This is a genomic window from Polymorphospora sp. A560 (assembly GCF_045781765.1).
GTDB classification, from domain to species: domain Bacteria; phylum Actinomycetota; class Actinomycetes; order Mycobacteriales; family Micromonosporaceae; genus Polymorphospora; species Polymorphospora lycopeni.
This window is the reverse complement of sequence record NZ_CP122282.1, coordinates 3,199,019-3,223,973: the sequence shown is the minus strand read 5'-3', so window position 1 is coordinate 3,223,973 and position 24,955 is coordinate 3,199,019. Positions and strand designations below refer to the sequence as shown.

Annotated in this window: 21 protein-coding genes; 9 read left to right on the top strand and 12 right to left on the bottom strand. The window is 70.6% G+C overall.

Features of this window, described 5'->3' with window-relative positions; translation table 11 throughout:
• The first annotated feature begins 78 nt into the window (after nt 1-78).
• The 4 genes from QCD66_RS14580 (at nt 79) to QCD66_RS14565 (ending at nt 5,566) form a co-directional block, all read left to right on the top strand.
• Entirely contained in the window at nt 79-3,111 is a 3,033-nt protein-coding gene (locus QCD66_RS14580; RefSeq protein ID WP_375734427.1) for a hypothetical protein, read from the top strand.
• Between the two features lie 171 nt (nt 3,112-3,282).
• Nucleotides 3,283-4,074 (top strand): hypothetical protein, encoded by a 792-nt coding sequence (locus tag QCD66_RS14575; protein ID WP_364217185.1) that lies wholly within the window; start codon nt 3,283-3,285, stop codon nt 4,072-4,074.
• Complete coding sequence (locus QCD66_RS14570) at nt 4,071-4,835, top strand: hypothetical protein (protein ID WP_364217187.1); 765 nt, start codon at nt 4,071-4,073, stop codon at nt 4,833-4,835. Before QCD66_RS14575 ends, QCD66_RS14570 begins: the two co-directional genes overlap by 4 nt.
• Before the next feature lie 344 nt (nt 4,836-5,179).
• Nucleotides 5,180-5,566 carry a VOC family protein gene (locus QCD66_RS14565; RefSeq protein WP_375734428.1) on the top strand — a complete coding sequence of 129 codons (387 nt, stop codon included), beginning with the start codon at nt 5,180-5,182 and terminating at the stop codon, nt 5,564-5,566.
• A gap of 65 nt (nt 5,567-5,631) precedes the next feature.
• Here QCD66_RS14565 and QCD66_RS14560 read toward each other — a convergent pair whose 3' ends face one another.
• Nucleotides 5,632-6,540 (bottom strand): DMT family transporter, encoded by a 909-nt coding sequence (locus QCD66_RS14560; protein WP_407567157.1) that lies wholly within the window; start codon nt 6,538-6,540, stop codon nt 5,632-5,634.
• 71 nt (nt 6,541-6,611) lie between these two features.
• On the opposite strand from QCD66_RS14560, the gene QCD66_RS14555 reads away from it, so the two are divergent.
• Both QCD66_RS14555 and QCD66_RS14550 read left to right on the top strand, forming a co-directional pair.
• Nucleotides 6,612-7,511: a LysR family transcriptional regulator gene (locus tag QCD66_RS14555; protein WP_375734430.1), complete on the top strand. Its 900-nt coding sequence runs from the start codon at nt 6,612-6,614 to the stop codon at nt 7,509-7,511.
• A 64-nt stretch (nt 7,512-7,575) separates the two neighbouring features.
• The gene (locus QCD66_RS14550; RefSeq protein WP_375734431.1) at nt 7,576-7,893 is read left to right on the top strand and encodes a hypothetical protein; all 318 of its coding nucleotides are present in this window, start codon (nt 7,576-7,578) and stop codon (nt 7,891-7,893) included.
• Between the two features lie 3 nt (nt 7,894-7,896).
• Here QCD66_RS14550 and QCD66_RS14545 read toward each other — a convergent pair whose 3' ends face one another.
• Nucleotides 7,897-8,283: a GNAT family N-acetyltransferase gene (locus QCD66_RS14545; RefSeq protein WP_375734432.1), complete on the bottom strand. Its 387-nt coding sequence runs from the start codon at nt 8,281-8,283 to the stop codon at nt 7,897-7,899.
• Nucleotides 8,284-8,306: 23 nt separating this feature from the next.
• On the bottom strand, nt 8,307-8,945 hold the full coding sequence (locus QCD66_RS14540) for a flavin reductase family protein (protein WP_375734433.1): 639 nt from the start codon (nt 8,943-8,945) through the stop codon (nt 8,307-8,309).
• Between QCD66_RS14540 and QCD66_RS14535 the strand changes: the two genes are divergently transcribed.
• Nucleotides 8,940-9,716, top strand: a complete 777-nt coding sequence (locus tag QCD66_RS14535; RefSeq protein WP_375734434.1) for a LuxR C-terminal-related transcriptional regulator — start codon at nt 8,940-8,942, stop codon at nt 9,714-9,716. The two genes, QCD66_RS14540 and QCD66_RS14535, sit on opposite strands and share 6 nt — an antisense overlap.
• 20 nt (nt 9,717-9,736) lie before the next feature.
• Here the strand turns inward: QCD66_RS14535 and QCD66_RS14530 are convergent, their stop codons facing one another.
• The gene (locus QCD66_RS14530; protein ID WP_375734435.1) at nt 9,737-10,138 is read right to left on the bottom strand and encodes a phosphopantetheine-binding protein; all 402 of its coding nucleotides are present in this window, start codon (nt 10,136-10,138) and stop codon (nt 9,737-9,739) included.
• A 155-nt stretch (nt 10,139-10,293) separates the two neighbouring features.
• On the opposite strand from QCD66_RS14530, the gene QCD66_RS14525 reads away from it, so the two are divergent.
• The gene (locus tag QCD66_RS14525; protein WP_375734436.1) at nt 10,294-11,220 is read left to right on the top strand and encodes a transglutaminase-like domain-containing protein; all 927 of its coding nucleotides are present in this window, start codon (nt 10,294-10,296) and stop codon (nt 11,218-11,220) included.
• Nucleotides 11,221-11,256: 36 nt separating this feature from the next.
• Here the strand turns inward: QCD66_RS14525 and QCD66_RS14520 are convergent, their stop codons facing one another.
• From QCD66_RS14520 to QCD66_RS14485, 8 genes are all read right to left on the bottom strand, one after another.
• Nucleotides 11,257-13,014, bottom strand: a complete 1,758-nt coding sequence (locus QCD66_RS14520) for a condensation domain-containing protein (protein ID WP_375734437.1) — start codon at nt 13,012-13,014, stop codon at nt 11,257-11,259.
• A 41-nt stretch (nt 13,015-13,055) separates the two neighbouring features.
• Nucleotides 13,056-14,963, bottom strand: a complete 1,908-nt coding sequence (locus tag QCD66_RS14515; RefSeq protein WP_375734438.1) for a hypothetical protein — start codon at nt 14,961-14,963, stop codon at nt 13,056-13,058.
• Nucleotides 14,964-15,036: 73 nt separating this feature from the next.
• Nucleotides 15,037-16,818 carry a carbamoyltransferase gene (locus QCD66_RS14510; RefSeq protein WP_375734439.1) on the bottom strand — a complete coding sequence of 594 codons (1,782 nt, stop codon included), beginning with the start codon at nt 16,816-16,818 and terminating at the stop codon, nt 15,037-15,039.
• Nucleotides 16,784-19,732: a glycoside hydrolase family 3 C-terminal domain-containing protein gene (locus QCD66_RS14505; RefSeq protein ID WP_375734440.1), complete on the bottom strand. Its 2,949-nt coding sequence runs from the start codon at nt 19,730-19,732 to the stop codon at nt 16,784-16,786. Before QCD66_RS14505 ends, QCD66_RS14510 begins: the two co-directional genes overlap by 35 nt.
• Nucleotides 19,733-19,748: 16 nt before the next feature.
• Nucleotides 19,749-20,447: a TylF/MycF/NovP-related O-methyltransferase gene (locus tag QCD66_RS14500; RefSeq protein WP_375734441.1), complete on the bottom strand. Its 699-nt coding sequence runs from the start codon at nt 20,445-20,447 to the stop codon at nt 19,749-19,751.
• 58 nt (nt 20,448-20,505) lie between these two features.
• A complete protein-coding gene (locus QCD66_RS14495; RefSeq protein ID WP_375734442.1) occupies nt 20,506-21,126 on the bottom strand; it encodes a DNA-binding response regulator in 621 nt (206 codons plus the stop codon).
• Nucleotides 21,127-21,173: 47 nt separating this feature from the next.
• Nucleotides 21,174-22,082, bottom strand: coding sequence for a galactosyltransferase-related protein (locus QCD66_RS14490; RefSeq protein WP_375734443.1), 909 nt, complete (start codon nt 22,080-22,082; stop codon nt 21,174-21,176).
• Nucleotides 22,083-22,217: 135 nt separating this feature from the next.
• The gene (locus QCD66_RS14485) at nt 22,218-23,297 is read right to left on the bottom strand and encodes a Gfo/Idh/MocA family protein (RefSeq protein ID WP_375734444.1); all 1,080 of its coding nucleotides are present in this window, start codon (nt 23,295-23,297) and stop codon (nt 22,218-22,220) included.
• Nucleotides 23,298-23,459: 162 nt separating this feature from the next.
• On the opposite strand from QCD66_RS14485, the gene QCD66_RS14480 reads away from it, so the two are divergent.
• Entirely contained in the window at nt 23,460-24,593 is a 1,134-nt protein-coding gene (locus tag QCD66_RS14480) for a DegT/DnrJ/EryC1/StrS family aminotransferase (RefSeq protein WP_375734445.1), read from the top strand.
• The last annotated feature ends 362 nt before the right edge of the window (nt 24,594-24,955 follow it).

The window sequence follows — 24,955 nt, the reverse complement described above, 5'->3', positions numbered from 1 at the left end:
GTGCTGCTTTCCACTTCAGAGAGAGGTAGGTATCGACCCGTGTTCACACACCCGCCCGACCGGAGGTGGCCGCGCAGGTTGGCCGTCATCCTGGTCACGGTCACCGCCCTGGTTCTGGGCAACGCGGTCAAGGCGTCGGCCGCCGTCGACTACGACGAGGAGACGGCCCGCCAACACCTGTTCGCGGCGCACATGCGTATGCACAGCCGCGGGGCCGACGGCATCCGGGCGATGGTGGTCTCCGCGTCGCTGACCGACTGGCGTGCCGCCCACCCGAACGCCACCCGCGAGGAGATCATCGAAGCCGGGGTGATGCTCAACAACGCGGTCCTGGCGAGGTACCAATCGGTCAAGAACACCAGTCCCTACTCCCTGGTCGTCAACGGCGTGGAGGCGATCAGCGCGCTGCCGTTCGTCAACCTCGCGGCGCCGGGGGCCAAGCTGCTGCTCAAGGAGTTGTGGGGCAACGACGTCCTGGCGCGGGAGGCGTTCCGCAACCAGGTCACCGGGGCCTACCAGAACTACGTCTTCACCAACAGCTACTACGGCGTGCAGGACCGCGTCTGGGCGCTGGTCGCCGCCGCCGGGGTGGACGACCCGACGTTCGCCGACGCCTGGGACGGCCTCGTCGGCACCCACGTGGGCGTACGGCTGAACGCGTCGCTGGACCAACTGATGGCCGACCCACTGCTCAGGACGTACGTCAACGTCGACGCGCTGATGGCCAACACGCAGAACCAGACCACCTATCTCGCGCAGGCCCGTCGCATGGCCGAGGAGGCGTTCGGGCGGATCCAGGCGAAGGAGGAGGAGATCCGGGCGGAGCTCGCCCGCCAGTCGCTGAAGTACCCGGTCGGGCCGGGGCCGAAGCCGACGCCGGAGGCGTACACGCGGGCGCTGGCCGAGGCGGCGCAACGCGATGTCGTCCTCGCCGGCCTGGCATCCGGGTTGTCGGTGCTCACCACCTTCATCGGGTTCGCCGACCCGAAGGCGGCCCGGGAGATCCAGGCCGTGGGCTCCGCGGCGATCACGATCGCCAAGTCGATCAGCGACTACATCCCCAAGATCGCCGGGCTCGGGGTCGCCGAGGCACTGACCTCGATCGGCACCGTGGTCATGACCGGCAACATCCTCGGCGCCGTCATGACGCTGACCAGCATCTTCATGGGATCCGGCCCGTCGCCGGAGCAGATGATCCTCGAAGAGATCGCCAAGGTGCGCGAGGACATCGAGAACCTGCGTACGGAGATGCACCAGCGGTTCGACGCGATCGAGAAGGCACTGAGCACCGTCTACGCGGACATGATGACGCAGTTCACCCGGCTCCAGGGGGCGATCGACGACGTACGCCGCGAGCTGGGCGACATCCAGAGCCAACTGCTGTCGCTGGACACCAGGCTGGTGGCCCTCTCCGCGTCGACCCACGCGGCCCTGGAGGCCCAGGCCATGCACGACTTCGAACTCGCCGCCGAGCGGTACCTCGACTACCAGGGCCGCACCGGGCAGCCGGTGCCGAACTTCACCGAGTACTGGCAGGGCGCGTCGACGTTCTCCCTCACCGCCAAGACCACCGCGGCCTCGGCACCGCTGGCCATCACCGACGGGATGGCGCCGTCGGTGACACCCGACGCCGTACGCCAGCACACCCCGCTCGGCTCGCTCTACTACCTGGCGTGGCTCGCCCGCAGCCGTGGCTGGGACCCGGACCTGCCGATGCCGTCGGTGAGCAGCGGACGGGGCGTCCCCAACGCCGGTGTCTGGTCGGTCTCGGCACACGCCTGGACGCAACTCGCCGCGGAGAACCCGCAGTTCGCCAGGTCGGTCAGCGGATCGGTCTGGGACGAGATCGTCTCCGTCGGCACGAAGGTCAACCAGACGGCGGCGACGTTCAGCGCGCCGCAGAACGGCACCACCAACAAGCTGTTCACCAACCTGATGAACGACTACGAATCGAAGCTGGGCGCGGTCTCGGAGGAACTGGAAAAGGTACGCGACGAGGTCGCCCTCGACGGCGCCTACAACCCGTTCATCGACGCGAGCCAGCCGCCACCGGCGCGGGTGCCGGAGGTCGAGACGATGGCGCCGTGCAGCACGACGGTCGGCGGCCCCGGCAACACCCTTGCCATCGCGGCCAACACGACGACGAAGCACCTACCGCACGCCTACCACACCGCGTACGTACTGCGCGCCGAAGGACAGCGGCCCGAGTTCCGGACCTGCTACGAGGCGGTGTACAGCAACCAGGAAACCACCGACGGGCGGGTCGAGACGGTGACGACGGCCGACATCACGATCACGGCGAAGATCCAGGTGAAGTGGCCGCAGGGTAGTTGGACCGACGCCCGCAAGCTGACCTACACCACGCACGCGGACCGGATCAAATGGGTGAACCACAAGACCGGCTACCAGCGCACCATCGACACCAACGAGAAGGTCGGCCAGCTCTGGTCGGCGCACCGTGAGCAGTTCGCCGACCGCGCGTCGATCGGCAACGTCGCGGTCGCCGAGAACGATGCCTGGATGCGGGCCATGGGTTCGCTGCACGCCAGGCAGAAGGTCTACTACGCCACCGTGCTGCAGCGGATGGACGACCCGACCAGCCCGCTACGCAAGGCGCTCGACCGGCTCGACGAGACGCTGATGCTGCTCCAGGCGTACACGCAGGTCGGTTGGTCCAAGGCGCTGGAGCACAACGAGTCGCTGCGGGCGCTGCTGTTCGGCGGCGACCACCTGCCGGGCCGCTTCACCCTTGCGGGCACCGGCTACTCGGACCACTTCCGGGAGGCGTTCACCGGCGCACTGACCGCGTACGGCCACTGCACGCTCGACGCGGCCGGCGGGTGCCCGGTCGGCACCTGGTACGACCCGCGCGGTGGCGCACCGGGCGCGTTCGGCAAGACCTGCGGTCGGCCGACGTACGACACCACCCTCGCCGACCCGGTCACCCACTGCGTCCGGCTCGCCGGCGCGGCCCGGGTCTCCGCGCTGCGTGGCGAGTACGCCGCCGAGTCGGCCCGGCTGGCCAGCGGGGCGTACCGGGAGGGGCTGACCGCCGTCAGCGACTTCGTCACGCACATGAGACTGGTACAGAAGGCGTCCCAGCAGTCCTGACCCACTGAATTCCCGGCGCCAGCACCGATCCGGTGCTGGCGCCGGGCGGTCTTCCAGGTTCGGCGGCGAATGAGCGTCCAGCCGATGTCCAGTCGATGTCCAGTGCTCCGGACGAAGCTACGCCCGGCAGTTCGACTCATGTCGATGCATAGCGACCGAAGGAAGGACATGATGCGAAGACGATTTCTCGGTGGCCTGCTGGCCGTGTGCCTCGCCGCATCGATCGTGGCGGGAGGGCCGGCCAAACCGGCCAAGGCGGTGGACGCGTCGTTCTGGATCAACGTCGCCGTGGTGGTGGCGGGGAGCCTGTTCGGCGGTGGTGGTGGCGGCGGGGTGACCCCGGCCGATCTGGAACGTGCGAAGCAGGAGATCCTGGGCGCGATCAACCGGTCGCAGCAGGAGATCCTCGCCCACATCGACGGCATCGCCGCCGCCGACGTACGCGCGTGCGCCCGCTCCAACACCCTTCTGATGCCGAACATCGACCAGATGGACATCTACACGCTGTCGGTGTTCCTGGACAGCACGCTCGACTGCGCGACGCTGTCGTCGGCCTACTTCGACGCCGTCCAGGACCTCGGCGCGGCGGACCACATCGCCCGGGTGATGGGCGAGATCTACTCGATCGCGATGGTCACGTTCGCGAAGTTCGGCTTCGACAGCACGCTCCTGCTCGACGACCTGATCGCCAGCTACGAGGCCGTGCTGAACAAGATCAAGCCGTGGTGTGTCCACTCCTACGGCACCATCTGGGACCCCGAGTTCGCCTGGGTCACCGAACACACCTACTCCTGCCAGGCACACACCGGCGACGTCGAAACGTGGACCGAACTCCAGGCAGGTTCACAGATCATGAACCCGATCGACTACGTCTTCGTGGAGACGAACGTGATGCGCAACACCGTGCGTCCCTCGGTCCTGCGGGAACTGCCGCAGCTGAAGCAGATCCGGGCCAACGCATGAAGCGCCGGATTCTCGCGGCCGTCATGGGAACGGTCCTGCTCCTGGTGGGCACGGCGCGACCGGCCGTGGCCGCGGACTACAACCGGTACCTCGACATGATCCGGGTGACCGCGGCCTTCCTGGACTCGGCCGCCGACGGGCTCACCGCCAACGAACTCATCCAGTTCACCCAGGACATCAGGGGCGCGCTGGCCGGCGTCGAGACCGATCTGTTGACGCAGCTCAACAACCTGCAGATCGCCGACATCAGAGGCCAGGTGCGCTACGCGGTGACCGGTACCCAGATGATGGACATCCCGCCGATGCTCCCGATGTACATGAACACGGTCCTTCAGGGGACCATCAACGCGCGCGAGAAACTCACGGAGTTCGACGGCGACGCGGAGCGGGACATCGTCGGCAAGGCCCTGATCACGCAGTGGGACGTGCTGCTCATCGCCCAGGCGAGAATCCCCACCATGAGAGTCATGTACGCCGAGTACCAGGAGGCGTTGGAACACATCATCGGCAACGTCAGGCCGACCTGCGAGGACTCCATCTTCAACCCGACCGGCCTGCTCACCGTCAGGTGTACGTTCGATGGCCGCACCGTGACGGGGCAGCAACAAACCATCGGCAACGAGGTCCGGCACCACTACGGTGACTACAACTGGCAACCCGGCGGGTTGCATCGCCCCACCATCGTCGACCGGACGATGGCGGAGACGGCGCTGGACCTGGCGGAACGGGCGCTCGCCGACCTGCTCCGGCCACGGATCTGACCGTCGTCGATCGGGGTGCCCCGCTGGGTGCGGGGCACCCCGTTCGGCGTGTCCACCGTTCCCATCGCTCCGGGCGGGAAACGAGGGATCAGGCGGCGCGGGGAGCGGCGACCGGGCGGAGCGGAGGTGGCCGGACTGGTCCGGCCCGGGCGGGGAATGCCGGCGGTCGCGGGCCAGACCCGGATCGTGGCCAGGACGACGGCTGTGCAATGATCATGACCGGTCAGCCGTGATCGGCGAAGGGAGGTGCGGTCGATGTCCAGCCAGTCCATGCCCGCGCCTCGCCATCCACGCTGACACCTGCCCATCCGGCGAGGCGCTCCATCCACACGTGGAGGATCACCATGACCTCGCTCATCCGGCACGTCGACTTCGACTGTGCCGATCCGTACACCCTCGCCGGGTTCTGGGCCGCCGTGCTCGACTACCGGCTCGGCGACGACGACCACCCCGGCGATCCCGAGGTGGCGCTCTCCCCGACGGGCGGCGGCACCGGTCCGGTGCTGCTCTTCCTGCGGGTACCCGAGCCGAAGCAGGTCAAGAACCGGCTGCACGTCGACCTGCAACCGACCGACCGCACCCGGGACGAGGAGGTCGAACGCCTGATCGGCCTCGGTGCCACGCAGGTCGCCGACCAGCGGCGGCCGGACGGCAGCGGCTGGGTGGTGCTGGCCGACCCGGAGGGCAACGAGTTCTGCGTCGAGCGCAGCGCCGCCGAGCGGGCCGGCTGACGTACGCCGTCCCGGCCCGGGGCACCCCGGGCCGGGACGCGCCGGTCCTGCCCGAGGGCGGCCGGTCAGCCGCTCGTCGCGGCCGGCGCGGGCGCCGACCGCGGCCGCTGGTGCCGGCGGATCAGACCGACCCCGCCGAGCACGACCACCGTCCCCGCGACGATCCGCGGGTTGAGACCCTCGCCGAGCACGACGACGCCCAGTGCCACCGAGACCACCGGCAGCAGATAACCGACCGCGGCGGCGTTGGTGGCGCCCTCGGCGGCGATGATCCGGTAGGTGAGGTGAAACGTGGCTCCGGTGGCGACGACGCCGAGGATCACGACGACGATCAGCGTCTGCGCGCCGACCCGGACCGGTGTCAGGCCGCCGGCCGGCAGGAGCGGCGCGGTCAGGGCGGTCGCCGCGACGAGCTGCGCCGCCGCGACCGAGATGGTGGGGACGCCCTTGCCGACCAGGTGGCGACCCACGTAGGCGAAGCCGACGGCATAGCTCGCCGCGGCGGCGACGATGGCGAGAGCGCCGCCGCCGACCGGTCCGGTCGACCGCCACGGAGCGAAGATCAGCATGACCCCGGTGAAGCCGAGCAGGAGTCCGAGAAGGCGGACCGGCCGCAGGCCGCGTTCGGTGCCGACGACGACGCCGATGAGCACCGCCCACAGCGGGGTGGTCGCGTTGAGGACGCCGGCCACCCCGGAGTCGACGGTCTGCTGGCCGAGGCTGAACAGGGCGAACGGCAGGGCGTTGCAGAAGAAGGCGGCCACGGCGAGGTGCCACCAGGTCGCCCCCCACGGGGGCAGCCGCCGCCCGGAGGCGAAACACGCGACCAGCAACGCGCCCGATCCGAGGACGCACCGGCTGAGGGTGACCTGGACCGGGGTCATCGCCTCGAGAGCCAGGTCGATCCAGAGAAAGGTCGATCCCCACAGCAGGGCGAGCCCGCCCACCTGGGTCCATGTTCGCAGCCTGTTCACGGTGCCCACCGTGCCGGCTCCAACCGGAAAGAAAAAGCGAAAGATTCTGTACGACGATTAAGCTCCGCTACATGCTTGACGTACGACGAATGCAGGTGTTGCGGGCGGTGGTCACCAGCGGATCGGTGACTGCCGCAGCGGCCCACCTCGGCTACACACCGTCCGCCGTCAGCCAGCAGGTGGCGGCGCTGGAGAGGGAGGCCGGGATCGCGCTGCTCGAACGGGTCGGCCGGGGCGTACGGCCCACGGCCGCGGGTCGGCTGCTCAGCGCGCACGCGGCCGTCATCGGCCGGCACGTCGCAGAGGCCGAGACCGCGTTGGCCGACCTGCGGGCGGGGCGTACCGGCCGGCTGACGATCCACTACTTCGCCTCGGTCGGGCCGACCCTGCTGGCACCCGCTCTCGCCCGCCTGCGGCGCGAGCACCCGGGGGTGACGATCGACCCCAGGCTGATCGGTTCGGGAGATCCGCTGCCGGACGTGGAGCGCGGGGACGCCGACCTGGCCATCGTGGTCCACCGCACCGGTGACGCCCCTCCCCCGGGCATCCGCGTGGTGCACCTGCGCGACGACCCGTACCGGGCCGTGGTGCCCGGCGGACACCGGCTCGCCGCCCGGCGGGTGATCGACCTGGTCGACCTCGCCGGCGAGCCGTGGGTCGGCAGCGAACCGTCCGGCCCCTGCCTGGAACCGATCATGGACGGCTGCGCCGCGGCCGGCTTCACCCCGGACTTCGTGGCACAGTCGGAGGACTACGCCACGGCGCAGGGGTTCGTCGCCGCCGGTCTCGGCGTCAGCCTCGTTCCCCGACTCGGTCTGGGAACCCGCCACCCGGGCGTCGCCGTTCGCCCGGTACGCCACCCGGAGCCGGTCAGGGCGATCTGCGTCGCGGTACGCGAGGTCGCGCTGACGCAGCCCGTGCCACGTGCCCTGATCGAGGCCCTGACGGATGCCGCGGCGGAAGCGGACTGACCCCGGTCGAAGTCCGCCGCTGACGGATAGCCAGCCCGGGACTGCCGAGCGATAGGGTGCCTTCGTGCGGGTCGATAGTGGACGGTCGGCGTACCTGGTCATGCTCGGCTGGCACGGCCTGATGGTCGTCGCCTACCTCGTCCTCGTCTACCAGGTGTCCGGGACGGGCGAGCTGGGGGACAACTCACCGCGCGAGGACATGCTGGTCTTCGGTGCCTACGTCATCGCACCGGCTCTTGTTGCCACCCTGCTGGTTGGTCTGCTCCTGCTCCGGTGGCTCCCGGCGAGAAGCCGGACCAGCTCGGCGGTTGTGCTCGGCACCGCCGCCGCGTCCCCGGCGCTGCTGCTCGCGGCGGCGGTCGCCGGCCTTGTCCTGCGTTGAGGATCACTCCCGCCCGAGTGCCGCCGCGCACGCCTCGGCGGCATATCCGCGTCCCCACGCCGCCGGCAGGAACAGGTAGCCGAGTTCGGCCCTTCCGCCACCCGGAAGGGCGTGGCCCGGATCCTCCGCGTCGCGCCGATCGAACGTGACCATGCCGATCATCGCCCCGTCGAGATCGACCACGAGATGGCCGGGTCGTCGCCTGGGCACCTCGGGCACCGCTTGCTCGAGTTCGTCACGCGGTCGGGCGCCACCGATGTAGGTGCCCACCTGCGGCGAGGCGAACAGTTCGATGACCGCCGGACGGTCCCGTGCCCCGGGCTCGCGGAGCACGAGCCGCTCGGTCCTGATCGGGGCAGGTGGCCAGGCGACCGGTCCGAGTTCGGTCATGACGGGCGACCTATCGCAAGCGGCTACGCCATGGTCGGTCGTAGCTGGTGAGGCATTTGCCAGCCTTCGGCCAGCCGGGACGGATACACGTTGTCCCCGCCGCCGAAGAACTCGCAGAACTTCATGATCAGTGGATCCCACCGCACCGGGTCGACGTAGTGTGTCCCCGGCACGAGCAGGTCCTGCGCGACATGCGCCCGGACCACCCGCACCTGGAACGCGGTGGCGTGTGGTTCCGGTCCCCCGAACTGGTGAGCGGCGTCCACCTCGCACTCCAGTTGGATCGGGCACTGCGCCACCCGCGGCGCCGCGACCAACTCCGCGGCCTGTTCGGTCAGCCCGGCGGCAGCGAACTTGTCGGGCTCGTACCGGTATCCGATCGCCGCCTTGTGGGCGGGCACGACCGGTGCCGCGGTGGTCAGCGCGAGCCGGTCCACGGCGTCGACCATCGACGCCGACGGCAGGTTGAGCACGCACTGACGCTCACGCAGCAGATTCGCCGTCGTCTGCCCGCTGTTGCCCAGGCCCAGCATGCAACTGTGGCCCAGCCACCAGGCCGACGACATGGGGGCGATGTTGGCGGTGCCGTCGGGATTGCGCGAGCCGATGAGCACCACCGGGGTTCCGAAGTACAGAACTTTCAGATCAACGGTGACATGCATGGCGACGATCCTGCCCAGTCGTCACCCCGGTTGCTCGCGGCAATCGGACGTCGTGTTGCCCTATCGGAGCTTGAACACGCGAATCGCACCGAGGGCCAACACCACGGCCACGCCGGCAAGGACGAGCGCCGTGCACAGGAGCGGGAGCACATCGCCCGCGGTGAGGCCGCCGGAGCCCGCGAGGGCTGTGGAGCCCAGGTTCAGGGGACGGGTGTTGATGGCCTGGGGCAGAACGTAGCTCAGCGGCCGGAGGGCGACCGAAGTGACGGTGGCGACGCCGACGACGCAGCCGAGAAGGCAGATCGCGACGGGCGCGGCGAAGGATTTCAGGAGCTTCTCACGACCTTCGAGAGCGACGAGCACGTGCTCACCGCGGTCGAGGCCGGCGCCGCCGGGTTCCCGGTGAAGAACATCCCACCCGATCAGCTCATCGCCGCGATCCGCATCATGCACAGCGGTGACGCCGTCATCTCGCCCGGCCCCACCCGCAGGCTCCTCGCCACGTTCCGGCGCCGTCCCGCCGAAAGCCGGACCCCATCCCGTGGTAGCGATACGCAAGCCGTCGCGGAACTCACCCCGCGCGAGCGCGAGATCCTCTCCCTGATCGCCGAAGGGCGTACGAATCAGGAAATCTGCACCGAGTTGTGGCTGTCCATGCCCACGATCAAAACCCACATCGGGAACCTCATCGCCAAGACCGGCTCACGCGACCGCGTGCAGCTCGTTCTCTTCGCCCTCCGGACCGGCATCGCCGCGCTGAAAGCCCGTTGAACGTCCCGGTCGCCGCCTGGTCACCCGGGTCCGACGACGTCGTGCGGGGCAACGTCTGCGCCCTCGCCCGGCGACAGCCACATGGCGGAGACGCCGGACCGGACGGTGACGAGTCCATCCGGGGCGGACACGGGTTCGCCGGTGTCCGGTGCCGCCGGATCGACGCCGTCCGGAGGCCGTACGACGGACAGCGCCCGCCAGAGGGCGCCCGGGGTCGCGAACATCTCGGCGCCGAGCTGCCCCTCGGGGAACGTCACCGAGAAGTGTTCCTCGACCGCCAGCAGCAGGCTGACCATGCCGAGCGAGTCGAGGCCGAGTTCGATCAGGTCGGAGTCCGCGGCGAGCGGAGCCTCCCGCGGCAGGAGCGGCAGGTACGAACGCAGGATCTCCTCGAACACCGGCGGCCACCCGGAACTGGCCATGTGGGACTCCTCGAAACCTGTCGGAGGCGCGCGACAAGAGCTGGCGGTGGTGTCTGGAGCAGCCTGACAGTTCGCGGCGCCGGCGACCTGTCCCGAGTTCACGCGACGGTGGGATCCATCGCCGGACGACCTCGGGCGACCGTATCGTTCACCGTATGCCGCGCCCGGGTGTCAGTCGGCCGCCCCCGAACTGGGGGCACGCGTTGGAAAGGGTCGTCCGGACGCCGGCCGCCCACCGCAGGCCGGTCGACGTGGCCTTCGTGCGGGCCGTCCTGCGGTGCTCGGATGCGGAACTCGAAACCCTGCGCGACATCATGGGCACCGGCGGGGAGACGTTCGACGCGTTCGACGTGTGGAACGTCGGTCTGTACTCCGGTTCCCGCGCGAGCAGGCCAGAGTTGGAGATGGCCTATCATCGGCGCCTTCTCACGGTGGACGGTGACTGGACCGGCCCGGTCGACTTCCGGTTCACCCTGGCGGCGACGTGTCCCAGCGGCGGCGGATGTGACAGCACGCTCTGGTCCCGGCCGGAGATCACCGGCGCCCGCTGGACCCGGTCGGCGGTGGATCGGGGATCCGCCACCTGGGCCGGGGAGGTGCGGCAGTCGGGGATCCGTTCGACGATCCGGCACCGCCCGGTCGGGGCGCTCTGGCGTTCGGCGGTCGAGTCGTACCGGTACCACTACACCAGTCCGCCGCTGGCGGCGGAGGTGCCGACGACCCGGCGCCGGCGGGTGGGCGACTGCACCGCGCTGTCCGAGCTGCTGGTGGCGGAGTTCGGCGCACAGGGCATCCCGGCCCGCACCGGCGACGGCTTCCTCTTCGGCGGGCACACCGCGCGGGTGCACCGGTGGGCCGAGGTCCGGGACAGCGACGGGGTCTGGAAGCCGCTGGACCTGTCGATGGCCCTGCTGGCCGGTGAGTTCCTGCCCGCCGGCTACCGGGAGTTCTGCTTCGGCGGCCTGCCCAACCGGCTCGTCCACGTCTCCGGAGAGGCCGGCGTCATGGTGCGGCACCGGTGCCGTGCCGGGACGTCGTGGCTGGAGCCGGTCGTACGCGGGACGACCGTCGTCGCGGTGTAGCAGACCGCTGGCCTGGCCATCGGGTCGCCGACGCGGTCACCGCGCCCGGGTGTCGACCGGGTCCGGCGCGACCACGGTGGCCGGCCGGCCCGAGCCGGAGCGGACCGCCAGCCGCAGCCATCCCTCGCGGTCGGTCCGGTCGTCCGGGGCGGCGGCACAGACGACGTACCGGTCCGGGGTGGCCACGCGGCGCTCGCGGCCGAGGGCGGCGACGCATGCCTCGTGTGCGCGCTCCGGTGTCATGCCCTCGTGTTCGGCGACGAGGTACGCCTCGACCGTGGCGTCCGCGTCGGGGCGCCGGCGCACGAACACCGCCACGTCCGGAGCGGGCAGTGCCGTCCGCACCAGTTCCCGCACCGCCGGTACGTCGATCCAGGCCGGTCCGACCCGTACCAGGCCGGGATCCGGCGTCCGCAGCAGTCCGGGGCACATCCGTCGGATGTCACCGATACCCAGCGCATCGTCGGCGGCGCCCTCGACCACGATCTGCTCGATCGTCAGGAGCATGGCCCGTATGTCCGAGGTGGACAGCCGCTCGGTGTCCGCCCACAGGGACAGCAGCGTTCCGTCCTGCCACGGCATGACCTGGAACAGCAGCGCCAGGTCGAGATCGTCGTGGGTCCCCCGCCACCAGAACGTCGAGGCCGCCGGCAGCCGGCGGATCTGCTGGGGTGTGGGCGTCGGTCCGGCCCGCCACCCGGCAGCCGTGTCGATGCGGGCCGTGTTGACGGTGCATCCGAGATCGAGGTTGCGGCCGCATTCGGCGCGGATCGCGTCGACCAGCGCGGGCACGCGCCGCGGGTCGTAATGCCCGTGCCGGTAGGCGTTGAGGGATGCCCGCGCGGTGCGCACCACCGCGTCGGCGAAGGATTCCCCGCACAGTTCGACCCGCATGGGTACGGGTTGGGTCAGGTCGCAGACCAGTTCCCGGCTCCTCGGCGCGTGGCGGTTGGCCGTGAGTACGTTGAAGTGGCAGGACGGGCTGTCGGCCATCAGCGCCCGCAGGACGGCGAAGGCGGCCAGCGGCACCGCCGGCGGGCCGACGCGCAGACGTCGTGCCAGCACCCGTGACGCCACGGTGACCGCCTCCGAGCGCAGGGCCGCCTCCCGGTAGCGGGGCGTGTCGGGCCGGCGGCGGGGGGCCGGGAACTGCTCGTTCGGCAGCGCCCGCAGCTCGCGCGCCCAGTAGCGGAGTGCGCGTTCGCTCCGGTTTCTCGTGACGGTGGCCCGCTCATGTTCGACCTGCTCGGCCGGTGCCGGCGCCGGCGGTAGCGTCGGCGCGGGCACCCCGTCGAGCACGGCCGCCAGGCTCTGCTGGACGTCCCGTTCGATGACGTCGAGGCACCAGAGGTCGACCGAGACGTGATAGATCGACATGGCGAGGAACCGGGGCCGGCCCGCGACGGTGACGACCGAGGCCCGTACCGGCAACTCGGACGCGGTAAAGGGCAGCCGGCCCAGATCGAGGGCGACCGTCATCGCCGTGGCCGCGGTGTCCTGGCCGGCATCTGCCTCGTCGACGGTGACGACGAGCCGGCCCTGACCCGCGACCGTCTGGGTCGCCTCACCGTCGGCGTCGAAGCCGTAGCGGGTGCGCAGCGCGTCGTGGCGGCGCAGGACCGCGGTGAGGGCGGCCACCACCTGGGCGGGGTCGCTGGCCGCGGTGACATCGATGGTGGCGGGGATGTTCAGGTACGCGTCGTGCGGCGCCCGCCACCCGATGAGGTCCCACATCGCGGACTGGCTCCACGTCAGGCCGGAGGTTCCGGCCGGCCACCCCGAGAACTCGATCACGTGGGACTGCCCGCGCCGTCCCGGGCGGGGCGCGTCCGCCCTCACCGGGGCGGTCCCGCCGGAGCGGGCGAGGCGTGGATGGAGTGCACCTCGCCGTACACGACCGACAACTCCTGGCCCAGGCCCTGCGTGATCCGCTGGGCGAGGACCGGGACCGGCATGGTTCCGAGGGCCGTCCGCGACCACCTGATCTCCAACTCGTTGCGACCGCTCGTCACGTGCTCCGGTGGGATCCGGCGCCGGACGCGACGCCATCGCCGGGTCAGCTCGACCCGGTCGACCTCCCGGTCGTTGAAGAGAATCGTCGCCGTTCCGGTGCCGGGCGATCCCAGCCGCAGGGTCAGGTCGATGTCGACCGGCACGGCATCGGCCACGACGCAGGTGAAGCGGCTGCGCTCGGAGTGCGCTCTGAAGTAGTGGCGGTAGCCGGTCGGTCGGCCGGGCAGGGTGCCCAGCAGCCCTTCCCAGTCCAGTGGCCGCCAGGCCGGCGCGTAGATCGGATCGAGGAGATCCGTCCGGGTACCGGCGACCAGTGCGCCGTCCACGCGCGGGGGCAGCGGCGCGGCACCGTCTCGGGCCCGCCGTGCGTTCACCTGTGCGGTGAACGACGCGACGAGATCGTCGTCGTAGAGGTACCGGCCGACGCGGCCGATCCCTCTCAGGAACCGTTCGGCGTTACCGAATCCGGGTACGTCCTGCGGTCGCATCCACCACGGGACGGGGATCGCCGGTGCGGTGCAGTAGGACTCCATCGCCGAGACGACATCGGGGTCCGCTTCGGCCGCCCGCCGGGCGTGGAAGTTCATGATCTCCGCCGGTTGGGCGAAGTCCGAGTTGACGAACGCGGCGGCGAACGCGGCTCCCGCCTCGACCCGCGGCGGAACGTCCCCCGGTCCCGGGCACCTCTGCCGGTCCACGGGCAGGCCGATCCTCGGGCCCACGGCGCAGGCGATCTCTGCCACGGAGACGACCAGGCCACGGCCGTTCAGGTGGCAGAAGTCGGCGAAGAGCGAGCGATCCGGTATCCCGCTCGCCGCGTGTGCCGGAAGCAGCCGCGTGAGGTCGACGACGTCCGCGCCGGCGGCGACGGCGGCGCGGCGGGCGGCGGCGACACCGGTCGAGGGTAGCCAGGAGGGGTCGATACCGTCGCACCACAGACGGACGTCGCGGGCCCGGCGGAAATCGGCCAGCGCCTTCGCCCGTTCACCGCGCGCGAGGTGGGCCGCGGCCCGGTAGCGGAAGGGCTGGTCGGACACCGCGCCGTCGAGTTCGTGCAGGGCGTCGCAGTGTTCGAGGACCCGGTCCCAGTCGCCGGAGTCCGCTCTCGCCCGCGTCTCGCCCATCAGCCGGCACCAGGCGAGATCGCGGTCGCCGCCGAGCACCGGGGCGAGGGGTTGCGGATGCCAGTCGAGCAGGTTCGACTCGGGCAGGACGAAGATCATCGACGCGGAGCCGTCGAACAGTCGGCACAGCCGTGTCACGAAGTCCCGCACGGCGTCGGCCAGCGCCGCCTCGCGGCGCCGCAGCACGCCCGCGATCCCGTCGCGCCCGAGTGCCCGGGCATCGCCGTCCAGCCGCTCGGCGGCGACCCACTCGGTCAGTTCGTACTTCCAGTTGTTGCCGGCGAAGACGATCACCGCGTCCGGCGACAGGTCGCGGGCCGCGTCCGCCAGGTCGAGGATGTCCTGGAACCGGGCTCCGCTTCTGGCCAGGTCGACGACCTCCGCCGCACCGGGGGCCGCCGTGTCCAGAGCCGACCGGAGGAGCTTGGCGGGGGTCACCGTCGGCTCGTAGAACAGTCCACGGGCCACCGACTCACCGAGCAGGACCACCCGCCGCCGGTCGGGGTTGCGGGAGAATCCCTCGCTGTCCGACCAGTTCGGCCAGTCGCCGGCGATCCGCTCGTACCGGTCACCACCGGCACGGCGTTCCCAAATTCCTATGCGCATCCGGGATGTCTCCTTCGGGGTTTGACCGGACGTGGACCGGCGCGGTCGCGCGGCCGTACGTCCTCTCGGGGCGTCACGCGAGTTCGTAGACCGCCAACTCGTGATCGACCCCGGGTTCGTCGCTGTGTGCCGACGTGATGCCCTTGGCGGAAACGGCCGTTCGCCAGGAGTCCGGAACCTCGCGACCGTCGACCACGACCTCGCCGATGACCAGCGCGTCGAGTCCCGACCGCGCGAAGCATGCGATCGCGTCCACCGGCGAGCAGACGATCGGTTCCCCGCGCTGGTTGAAGGAGGTGTTCAGCAGAACTCCGCATCCTGTCGCCGACGCGTACCTCTCCAGCAGTTCGGCGAAGCGGGGGTTGGTTTCCGGGGACACCGTCTGGAGCCGGGCCGAACCGTCGACGTGGGTGACCGCCGGCAACGTGTCGGTGCGCGCCCGCACCGTTTCGAGCATGAACGGAAGGTCGCCCGGGCAGTCGAAGTAGCGGGAGGCGAGCTTGTCGAGCGCGCTCGGCGCGAACGGCCGGAACGCCTCGCGCATCTTCACCAACGCGTTGATGCGGTCACGCATGTCGGGACGACGTGGGTCGGCGAGGATCGACCGGTTGCCGAGCGCCCGTGGCCCAAACTCCATCCGTCCCTGGAACCACCCGATGATCTGTCCCGCGGCCAGTCGGCGTACGACGTCCTGGAACATGCCGTCGAGGTCGTCGCCGTGGTCGACGTACGGCAGCCCCGCGGCCCGCAGGGCGGGAACGACGTCCCGCGCCGTGGAGAAGCCGGGACCGAGGTAGGTGTGGGCGAGGCGTTCCACCGGCGGCGGCGTGCCGAGATCGTACGAGGCCTGGGCGGCGGCCCCGATCGCGCCACCGGCGTCGCCCGCGGCGGGCTGCACGAAGATGTCGTCGAAGAGTCCGGCGGCACGCAACCTCCCGACGGCTACGCAGTTCAGCGCCACACCGCCGGCCATGCAGAGGTTCCGCGCGCCGGTCGCCGCCCTGGCCGCCCGGGCCTTGGCCAGTACGACCTCCTCGAGCAGCAGCTGGACGCTGCGGGCGAGGTCGGCGTGGCACCCGTCGAGCGGCTGCCCGGTCTCCCGTGGCGGAATGCCCAGCAGGCCGGGCAGGGCGTCGGACCACATCCGGCGCAGCCCCGTGAAGTCGAAGTACGCGGTGTCGAGAGTCACCTCCCCGGTTTCGGTCCAGGAGATGGTCTTCCGCAGTTGCTCCACGAAGGTGGGCCGCCCCAGGGGCGCCAGACCCATCGTCTTGTACTCGCCCTCGTTGACCTCGAACCCGAGGTAGGCCGTGACGGTGCTGTAGAACAGGCCCAGGGAGTGCGGGAAGCGGTCGGACTCGACGAGCCTGATTCCCGAACCCGGCGACCCGGTGCCGTACGAGGAGGTGGTCCACTCCCCCACCGCGTCGAGCACGAGGACCGCCGACTCCGCGAAACCGGAGAAGAAGTACGCGCTCGCGGCGTGCGACAGGTGGTGGGGCATGAACCGGACCGGCCCGTCGTAGCCCAGGCCCTCGCGCATGGCCCGGTACACCCGGGTCGGGTCGATGCGGGCGAGCAGTTCCGCCGCCGGTTCTGGACGCACCTCGGCGGCGAGCATCGACAGCTGCCGGTCGAGTTTGAGCGACGGCTCCTCGTAGTAGGCCAGGCAGTCGATGTCGGCGATGCTCAGCCCGCTGACGTCCAGACAGCTGCGGGCGGCACGCCAGGGAACCGTCCGGTCCTGCTTACGGCGGGAGAAACGCTCCTCCTGGGCCGCGGCGACGAGCTGTCCGTCGATACACACCGCGGCCGCCGCGTCATGGTAGAGCGCCGAGATTCCGAGAACGTTCACCGTTGTGGGCCTCCAACTCCCCTAGCGGTCGCGGTGCGTTGACGAGGCCGATACTGGCCAGGCGGACATGCGCGGGGAGGACGACGTACACGTCGTGCCTTCCGTCGCCCCGGGCCGGCCCCTCGACCGTCCGCCAACTCCATTCGCCGTCGACGACGGGAACCTCGAGTGCTCCCACCAGTTCACCGGCGAACGGATCGTCGAGGCGGACCTCGACCGTCGCCGTCGACGGCGTCGTGTTCGACGCCTGGGCGACCAGCCGGTTGACGCCGGACATCTCGACGTTGCGGTAGCACAGCCAGGCGCCGGGGCGACGGGCCTCGACGGCGTCGCCGCCGCCGCGCGCCTCGTCCACCGTCGCGACGCCCACCGCGTCGTCGTGGTCGACCGCGCGCACCAGGCGCCGGCTCATGTCACGAGGTGCCGGCGGTGCCCCGATGACCTGGAACGGGGCACGTCCCTCGCAGTGCGTCGACGAGCGCCCTACCTCGACCTCGTAGCGACCGGGTTCCACGGCGAACCGCCCGTTGGCCACGTCCCAGTAGGCCAGGTCGGCGACGGCCAGTTCGAAGGACACCCGGACGGTCTGCCCGACCTTGAGATGGACCCGCCGGAAGCCCCGTAGCTCCCGCACCGGCCGGCGGACCGCTTCACCCGGCGTACGCACGTAGAGCTGGACGACCTCGTCGCTGTCGACCGGTCCGGTGTTGGTCACCTCGACGCTCACCCGGCACCGGTCGCCGTCCCGGAGGGTCGTGGGGGTGATCCGTGGTTCGCCGTACCGGAACCGGGCGTACGTGAGGCCGTGCCCGAACGGGAACAGCGGCTCGGCCGGGTCGTACAGGTAGGTCTTGCGGCTGCCGATGATGTCGTAGTCCAGGTGTTCGCCGAGGGCGTGCGCACCGTGATACCAGGTCTGCGGCAGCCGTCCGGCCGGTGCGTGGGTTCCCAGGATGACGTCGACGATCGCCGTACCCTGCTCCTGGCCGCCGTGTGCGGACCAGAGCAGTGCCCGCGCGTGCCCGGCCAACCACGGTATCGCCGGCGGCCAGCCGCTGACGATCGCGACGACCGCGTCCGGCCGGGCCGACACCACGCTCCGGGCCACCTCCTCCTGGCGCGCGGGCAGGGACAGCTCTGTCCGGTCCTGACCTTCCCGGCCGTTGATCAGCGGATGGGTGCCGACCACCACCAGCACCGCGGCCGCGTCCGCGAGCCGGTCCGCGATGCCGTCGGTGGCGCGGGAGACCGTCGCCAGGCGCAGGCGCGTCGCCTGTTCCGGGGCTTTGGCGGACGCGACGACCACGCCGTCGACGACGGTGACGTACCGTCCCGAGTAGACGTGCCGTAGGTACGACCACCCCTCGGTCGGGGCGGGGACGAGGCGGAACGCCTCCGGGACGAACCATCCGTACGGGATCGCGGCGGTGTTCGCGAGCACGCCGTCGTCGCCGCGCGAGACGAAGCGGTGGTTGGCCACCGACCGGAGGGTGACTATCCCGTCGCCCCAGTCGAGCACGTCGAACCACCGGTCGGCCCCCGACGTCGTGGACCGCGCGCGCAGGGGCGATCCGTCCGGCACCGGCCCGGCCACGACGTGGCCGAGACCGCCGTCGAGCACCAACTCGACCCGGTCGACGCCCTCGATGAAGTCGACCGCGTCGGGCCCCAGCCTGTCCCGCAGGACGTCCACCACGGCGCGTTCGTACGGCAGGGTTCCGCTGACCCAGTCGACGAGGACCTTGTCCGCGTGGGGACCGATGACGACGATGCGCCCCGGGCCGGGTCCGTCGAGCGGGAGCAGGTCGCGGTCGTTTCTGAGCAGTACGACCGCTTTCCGGGCCGCCGCCAGGGCCAGGTCCTGGTGTGCCCGGTGGTCGACGCTCGTGTTCTCCCCTGCCGGGGCGCGGGTGCAGCCGGTCCCCTCGCCCAGGCGGATCCGCATGCGCAGCAGGCGCCGGACCGCCGCGTCGACGTCGGCCTCGTTGATCAGCCCCAGCGCCATGGCCTCCCGGAGCGCGGCCACGGTGTCGGCGGGACTGCCCGAGTCCTCGGTGAAGCTGTCGAGGCCCGTGCGCAGGGCCGCGGCGTACGCGTGCGGATGGTCCGGGAAGTAGCGGTGGTCCTCGACCATGCCCTTCGTTCCGTACGCGTCGGACACGACCACGAGATCCGGTTGCCAGGAGCGCAGCAGACCCAGCAGCGGGGTCGTGTGGCACGGCCGGCCGTTCACCCGGTTGTAGGAGAGCATCAGTCCCGAGACGACGCCCGCTTTGATGATCCACTCGAACGGCCGCAGGTCGTACTCGTACAGGATCCGCGGTCGGATGTCGGCCGAGGTGGTCGCCTTGTCCGTCTCGTGGTTGTAGCCGAGGAAGTGTTTCAGCGTCGGAGCGGTCGTCAGCACCGCCGGCCGCTCCCCCGAGCCGCCGCCGCGCAGCCCGCGGCAGTAGCCGATGGCCAACTCGGCGGTCAGGTAGGGGTCCTCCGAGTAGCCTTCGTCGTTTCGTCCCCAGCGAGGGTCACGCAGGAGGTTCACGACGGGGCCCCAGACGTTCAGGCCGACCGCCGGCGTATCCCGATGCCGTTCCCGGACCTCCCGGCCGACCGCGTCGCCCACCGCTTCGAGCAGATCCGGGTCCCAGGTCGCGGCAAGTCCCACGGCCTGGGGGAACACCGTCGCGGGACCGAGCCATGCCAGGCCGTGCAGCACCTCGGTGCCGGTACGGAAACTCGCCAGTCCCAGTCGGGGCAGCTCCGGCGCGTACTGGTGCAGCATCTGGAGCTTCTCGTCCAGCGTCAGCCTGCCCAGCAGCTGTTCGGCGGCGGCACCGGGTGCGGCGCCGCTCCCGCCGGCGGCGGATCGGGTGTCCGGCGGCGCGGATCGCGGCCCCGGTACGCCTGGAGATGTCATCCTGCGGTCCGTACCGCTACCTGGTCTGGCCGGTCGCCGATGCCGTCCGGGCCGCCGGCGGGTGCTGGGCGGCCTGGAACGGCTTACGGATCAGCGCCATCGCCAGCGGCCCCGATCCGGCCAGGGTCCGGACCTCGTCCGGCCGGTCCCTGAAGTAGTCGTCGCACGCCAGCTTGACCCCCGGGAAGCCGTCCCACGCCTGGGGGTTGGTGTCCCGGTCGCAGTAGTCGTCGATCAGGATCACGCCGCCGGGTGCGAGGCGCGGGTAGACGTGTTCCAGGCTGGTGAGGATCGAGTCGTAGTAGTCGCCGTCGAGGTAGGCGAAACACACCGTGTCGGGGCACCCGGCGGGAAGTGTCTCATCGAACCATCCGGGGTGGATGGTCGGCATCGACAACGCCCACTCGGTGAAGTTGGCCCGCACGTCGTCCTCGGAGACCGCGAGGTCGCCCGCGGTCAGCAACGAGTCGTGGCGCCCCGGCTCCGGCAGGCCCTTGAAGGAGTCGAAGAGGTGGAGGTCGCGGTCCGGGGCGTGGTCCTGGATGATCTGCTGCAACCAGACGCTGGTGCGGCCCGCGTGGCATCCCACCTCCAGCACGGCGCCCGGCCGCTGGTAGACGAGCACCGACGACAGCGCCCAGTAGATCGCGGTCAGGTGGTCCATGCTCGACCAGGAGTTACGTGACAGGAGCGTCCGGGCCATCTGGACACGCATCAGAGTTTCTCCTATCGAAAGAAACGGGAAGCCGGCGGGGAGGCCGGGCCCGGGCCGGTCAGTTCAGGCCCCGTCCCGTGGTGGGCTCGGTGGCCGGGTATCGGAGGGCGACACACGCGAGTTCGGCCTTGTTGCCGACGCCGAGCTTGGAGCGGACGCGCCTGATGTAGGTGTCCACCGTGTGTGGGCTGATCTTGAGGATCCGGGCGATCTGCTGGTTCGTCTTGCCGCGGGCGATGTGCCAGATGACCTCCCGCTCCCGCAGCGACAGCACGGCGGAACCGGGGACGGCGGGAGCGTCCTCACCCACGGCGTCGCACGGATCGAAGAACTCACCGCCACGGACCACGGTCCGTACCGCTTCGCTCAACACCTCCACCCGCACCCCGCGGTGCACGATGCCCCTGGCGCCGCTCGCCCTGCCGACCTGCCGTACGTCGGCGTCCGGTCGTTGGGTGAGGAGCAGGACCGGCGCGATCGCGGCCGCTTTCGTCACCGCCTCGTGGATGGGCAGTTCCGGAACGGCCTCCGGCGCCAGCATGATGCCGTCGACTCCGTCCCGCCCGCTGTCCTGCAACATCCGCGGCGAGGTCGGGAACGCCTGGAACCCCGATTCGGACAGGACCTGGGTGAGACCGAGCGCGAACACCGGCCATTCGTCGACGATGGCAATCCTCATCGGGGCGCCCCCTGCTGGACCGGGCCCTTGCGGGAGGTGGCATCCGCTCAACGTGTGGTGACGGATCGTTGCGCGCCGGCCGCGGCACGTTTCGCGGCAGCGTCGAGGTCGGCGGCGATCATCGCCTCCGGACCGGCTTCCCGACGGCTGACCAGACGGGCCTGGTTGGCCGCGTAGTCCGGGGTGTCGTAGGGACGCCGGTGTTCGAAGTGCACGCAGAGGATCTCGGGCATCTCGACGCACGCCTGGATCACGTTCATCCTGGCGGCCAGTTTGTGGAGCAGGTCCTCGTCCTCGCAGCCCCAGCCCTCGTACTGCTCGCAGTAGCCGCCGACGGCGATCAGGTCCTCGCGCCGGACGACCGTGGCACCCCAGTGCAGCGCGGGCCGGCGCGAGAACTCGAACGGTTCGAGCACGAACGCGTCCGGCGGTGGGTCCGCCCACAGTGTCCGGTCGTCGTGCACCCGGTAGGACTCCCCGGGATACCGCGCCAACCGCCCGTCGGGCTCCGTACGCACGAAACACACGCTCATCCAGTCCGCGGGTGGTTGCCACCGGGAGGCCGGTCCGTCCGGTGACGGACCGACCAGGCGGAACATCTTGGGATTGGTGAACGCGCCGCCGACGCCGCGGGCGGCGGCCACGGCTCTGGTCAGGTAGTCACGGCCCAGCGGGGCCACGTCGGCGTCACTCAGGTACAGCCATTCACCGGTGGCGTGCGCGGCCGCGGCGTTCATGAGTCGGCTGACGGTGGGCCGCGGATGGTCGGTCTCGACCACCCGGACGCGGTCTCCCACGTCGGCCGGCAGGCTGCCGGCCAGGTCGAGTTCGCCGGACGTCGCGATGACGACGTCGCAGGACAGGTCCTGGTCGAGCCACGCGTCAACCACCGCGGGCAACGTCGCCCAGCCGACGTGCTCGCCGAAGACGGACATGAGCACAGTAACGCGCGTCACACGCACCTCCGAACACGCAATGAAGAAGAGAGACACCGCATCCGTGCGGCGGGAAATCGATCGGACCCAAGGTTCTCTATCGACCAGGTTCGATGTCAAGCGAGACGCCGGGTGCCGCGGACACGGTTCCGGACGCTACGGAACCGCCTCCGTATAACTGCCGACCGTCGGCGCTTGCACACCCCGCCGCGCCAAAACACCCGCCGGCCCCGGGCCGACCGGCACCCGCCGGCCACCCTCCCGCCAGGAACGGTCGGCGGCCTCCAGCACCGCGACGACGCTGGTGGCGAACGCTCCGTCCGACTCCGGCCGGCCGCCGCCGCGTACGCACCCGAGGAAGTGGTCGAGCTGTTCGGCCATCGGTTCGTACCCCGGAATGCGCGGCGCCACGGTGTCACCGTGGCGGCACGCCATCCCGGACGCACCGGATCCGGTAGCGTGATCCGGGGTCAGTCCCTTGTCGTAGACCTTCACCGGCTCCTCGGCCGCCATGTCGTCGTACACGAGCATCTTCCGGTCGCCGACGATCGTCAGGGTCCGCGTCTTCCGCGGCGCGAGCCAGGAGACCGTGACCGAGGCGAGGACGCCCGACGGGAATGTCATCTCCAGGAACGCGACGTCGGGGGCGCCGGCCCGCACCACGCTCCGGGCCGTCGCGTGGACGGATTCGGGCATCTCCTTCAACAGGTGCAGGGCGATCGAGACGTCGTGCGGGGCGAGATCCCAGATGACGTCGGCGTCGTCGCGGTAAGGCCCCAGGTTGAGCCGCGAGGACGTGAGGTATTGCAACTGTCCGAGGCCACCGGCGGCGAGTTCACCGGCGATCCAGCGCACCCGCGGACTGAACAGGAACGTGTGCCCCACCATCAGCACGAGACCGTGCCGCCGCGCCAGTTCCGACAGCGCGTGGGCGCGTGCGGCCGACACGGCCAACGGCTTCTCGACCAGTACGTGCCGGCCGGCGTGCAACGCCTCGGCGGTGAGCCGGGCGTGGGTGGAGACGGGCGTGGCGATGACGACGGCCCGCACGTCACGGTGCCGCAGTGCCGCGGACAGATCCGGCACGGCGGGTACCGACGGGTACTGCTGTCGCAGGCGCACGAGCCGGTCGGGATCGGAGTCGGCCACGACCACCCGGTCCGGCCCGAGCAGTCGGACGAGATTCCGCAGCAGTTTCGCACCCCAGTAACCGACTCCGATGACGGCAACCTTCATCAATTGTCCTTTCACATCGACCGGTGCACACTGTCGCCATGGCACGGCGGCGGGATGCCAACGAATACACCACAACGCGGCCCGCGAAGCGACCGAACAGACCGGTGCCCGCCGTGCACACCGACCCCGACGAGAAGGTTGGCCACTGGAGGTGCCACCGTCGTGACGAATATCCCGTTGGTCGATCTCAGTGCGGCACACGCCGAAGTTGCCGGCGAGATACAGATCGGTTTTCAGCGGGTCATCGAACGTACGGCCTTCGTGGGCGGCGAGGAGGTCGAGGAATTCGAGCGGGAGTACGGCGCCTTCAACCGGATTCCGCACTGTATCGGTACGGCGAATGGCACCGATTCACTGGAACTGGCCCTGCGGGCGGTGGGCACCGGGCCGGGTGACGAGGTGATCCTTCCGGCCAACACCTTCATCGCCACGGCGGAAGCGGTCGCCCGTATCGGGGCCCGCGTGGTGCTCGTGGACGTGCGACCGGACAGCTACCTCATCGACACCGGGGCGGTCGCGGCAGCCGTCACCCGCCGCACCCGCGCCGTCGTGCCGGTGCACCTGTACGGGCAACTCGTACCACTGGAGGAACTCGACCGCCGGCTCGCCGGGCTCGACGTTGCCGTCGTGGAGGACGCCGCGCAGTGCCAGGGCGCGACCCGCTTCGGTCGCCACGCCGGCGCCGGCGGCATCGCGGCGACGAGCTTCTACCCGGGAAAGAACCTGGGCGCCTACGGCGACGCCGGGGCGGTCCTGTGCGTCGACGAACGGCTGGCGACGCGGGTGCGGATGCTCGCGAACCATGGCGGGCTGGCGAAGTACCAGCATCACGTGGCTGGCTGCAACAGCCGGCTGGATGCCCTGCAGGCGGTCGTGCTGCGCGCGAAGCTGCGCCGGCTCGCGGCCGGCAACGCCGCCCGCCGGGCGGCCGCGCGGCGGTATGCGGAACTGCTGGCGGGACACGACGTGGTCCGCCCGACCACGCTGGTGGGCAACGACCACGTCTGGCACCTCTACGTGGTGCGACTGCCGGGCCGCGGCGCGGCCGCCCGCGACGCGGTGGTCGCGGAACTGAACTCCCTCGGCATCGGGGCGTCCGTCCACTACCCCCGGCCGATCCACCGCACGCCGGCGTTCGCCGGGCTCGGGTACGGCGCGGGTGACTTCCCCGCCGCCGAGGCGGCGGCACGCGAGATCCTGTCCCTGCCGATCTATCCCCAGATCACCCGTGGACAGCAGGAAGCCGTCGTGGGCGCGCTCGCAAAGGCGATACGGTCCGGCCCCGTACGGGGATGACGGCGCCCCCACACGGTTCACCGAGCGATCGACATCGACTCTTGTCGACATCAAAGGCATGTAGGTAGGCTCTTGGACTGAGCCTGGTCGAACCGCTTCGACGATGTGCAAGAAACGGGGACAAGTCGTTTGGGCCATTGCCACCCAGCCGCCAACATTCTTCGCCACCCACCGTCGGGTACGGCACCCGCGCGCTGCCACGTCGATATCAACAAGGCAGCCACCGTCCTCATTGCGGGCGCCCGTGAAATAGGGTCGCACGGCTACCGCGACAACCCGATCACGGGACCATTCCGGGAGGAGATGATCCTGATGATCCCACCTTTTCCGGCGCGAGCATGAGTTCGAATCCGGGCTCCGAT

What these genes read in the sequence shown, in the direction of transcription:
- QCD66_RS14575 (WP_364217185.1), top strand. Translation starts at nt 3,283, where the DNA reads ATGCGAAGACGATTTCTCGGTGGCCTGCTGGCCGTGTGCCTCGCCGCA.
- QCD66_RS14570 (WP_364217187.1), top strand. Translation starts at nt 4,071, where the DNA reads ATGAAGCGCCGGATTCTCGCGGCCGTCATGGGAACGGTCCTGCTCCTG.
- QCD66_RS14565 (WP_375734428.1), top strand. Translation starts at nt 5,180, where the DNA reads ATGACCTCGCTCATCCGGCACGTCGACTTCGACTGTGCCGATCCGTAC.
- QCD66_RS14555 (WP_375734430.1), top strand. Translation starts at nt 6,612, where the DNA reads ATGCTTGACGTACGACGAATGCAGGTGTTGCGGGCGGTGGTCACCAGC.
- QCD66_RS14545 (WP_375734432.1), bottom strand. Translation starts at nt 8,283, where the DNA reads ATGACCGAACTCGGACCGGTCGCCTGGCCACCTGCCCCGATCAGGACC.
- QCD66_RS14535 (WP_375734434.1), top strand. Translation starts at nt 8,940, where the DNA reads ATGCATGGCGACGATCCTGCCCAGTCGTCACCCCGGTTGCTCGCGGCA.
- QCD66_RS14540 (WP_375734433.1), bottom strand. Translation starts at nt 8,945, where the DNA reads ATGCATGTCACCGTTGATCTGAAAGTTCTGTACTTCGGAACCCCGGTG.
- QCD66_RS14530 (WP_375734435.1), bottom strand. Translation starts at nt 10,138, where the DNA reads ATGGCCAGTTCCGGGTGGCCGCCGGTGTTCGAGGAGATCCTGCGTTCG.
- QCD66_RS14525 (WP_375734436.1), top strand. Translation starts at nt 10,294, where the DNA reads ATGCCGCGCCCGGGTGTCAGTCGGCCGCCCCCGAACTGGGGGCACGCG.
- QCD66_RS14515 (WP_375734438.1), bottom strand. Translation starts at nt 14,963, where the DNA reads ATGCGCATAGGAATTTGGGAACGCCGTGCCGGTGGTGACCGGTACGAG.
- QCD66_RS14505 (WP_375734440.1), bottom strand. Translation starts at nt 19,732, where the DNA reads ATGACATCTCCAGGCGTACCGGGGCCGCGATCCGCGCCGCCGGACACC.
- QCD66_RS14500 (WP_375734441.1), bottom strand. Translation starts at nt 20,447, where the DNA reads ATGCGTGTCCAGATGGCCCGGACGCTCCTGTCACGTAACTCCTGGTCG.
- QCD66_RS14495 (WP_375734442.1), bottom strand. Translation starts at nt 21,126, where the DNA reads ATGAGGATTGCCATCGTCGACGAATGGCCGGTGTTCGCGCTCGGTCTC.
- QCD66_RS14485 (WP_375734444.1), bottom strand. Translation starts at nt 23,297, where the DNA reads ATGAAGGTTGCCGTCATCGGAGTCGGTTACTGGGGTGCGAAACTGCTG.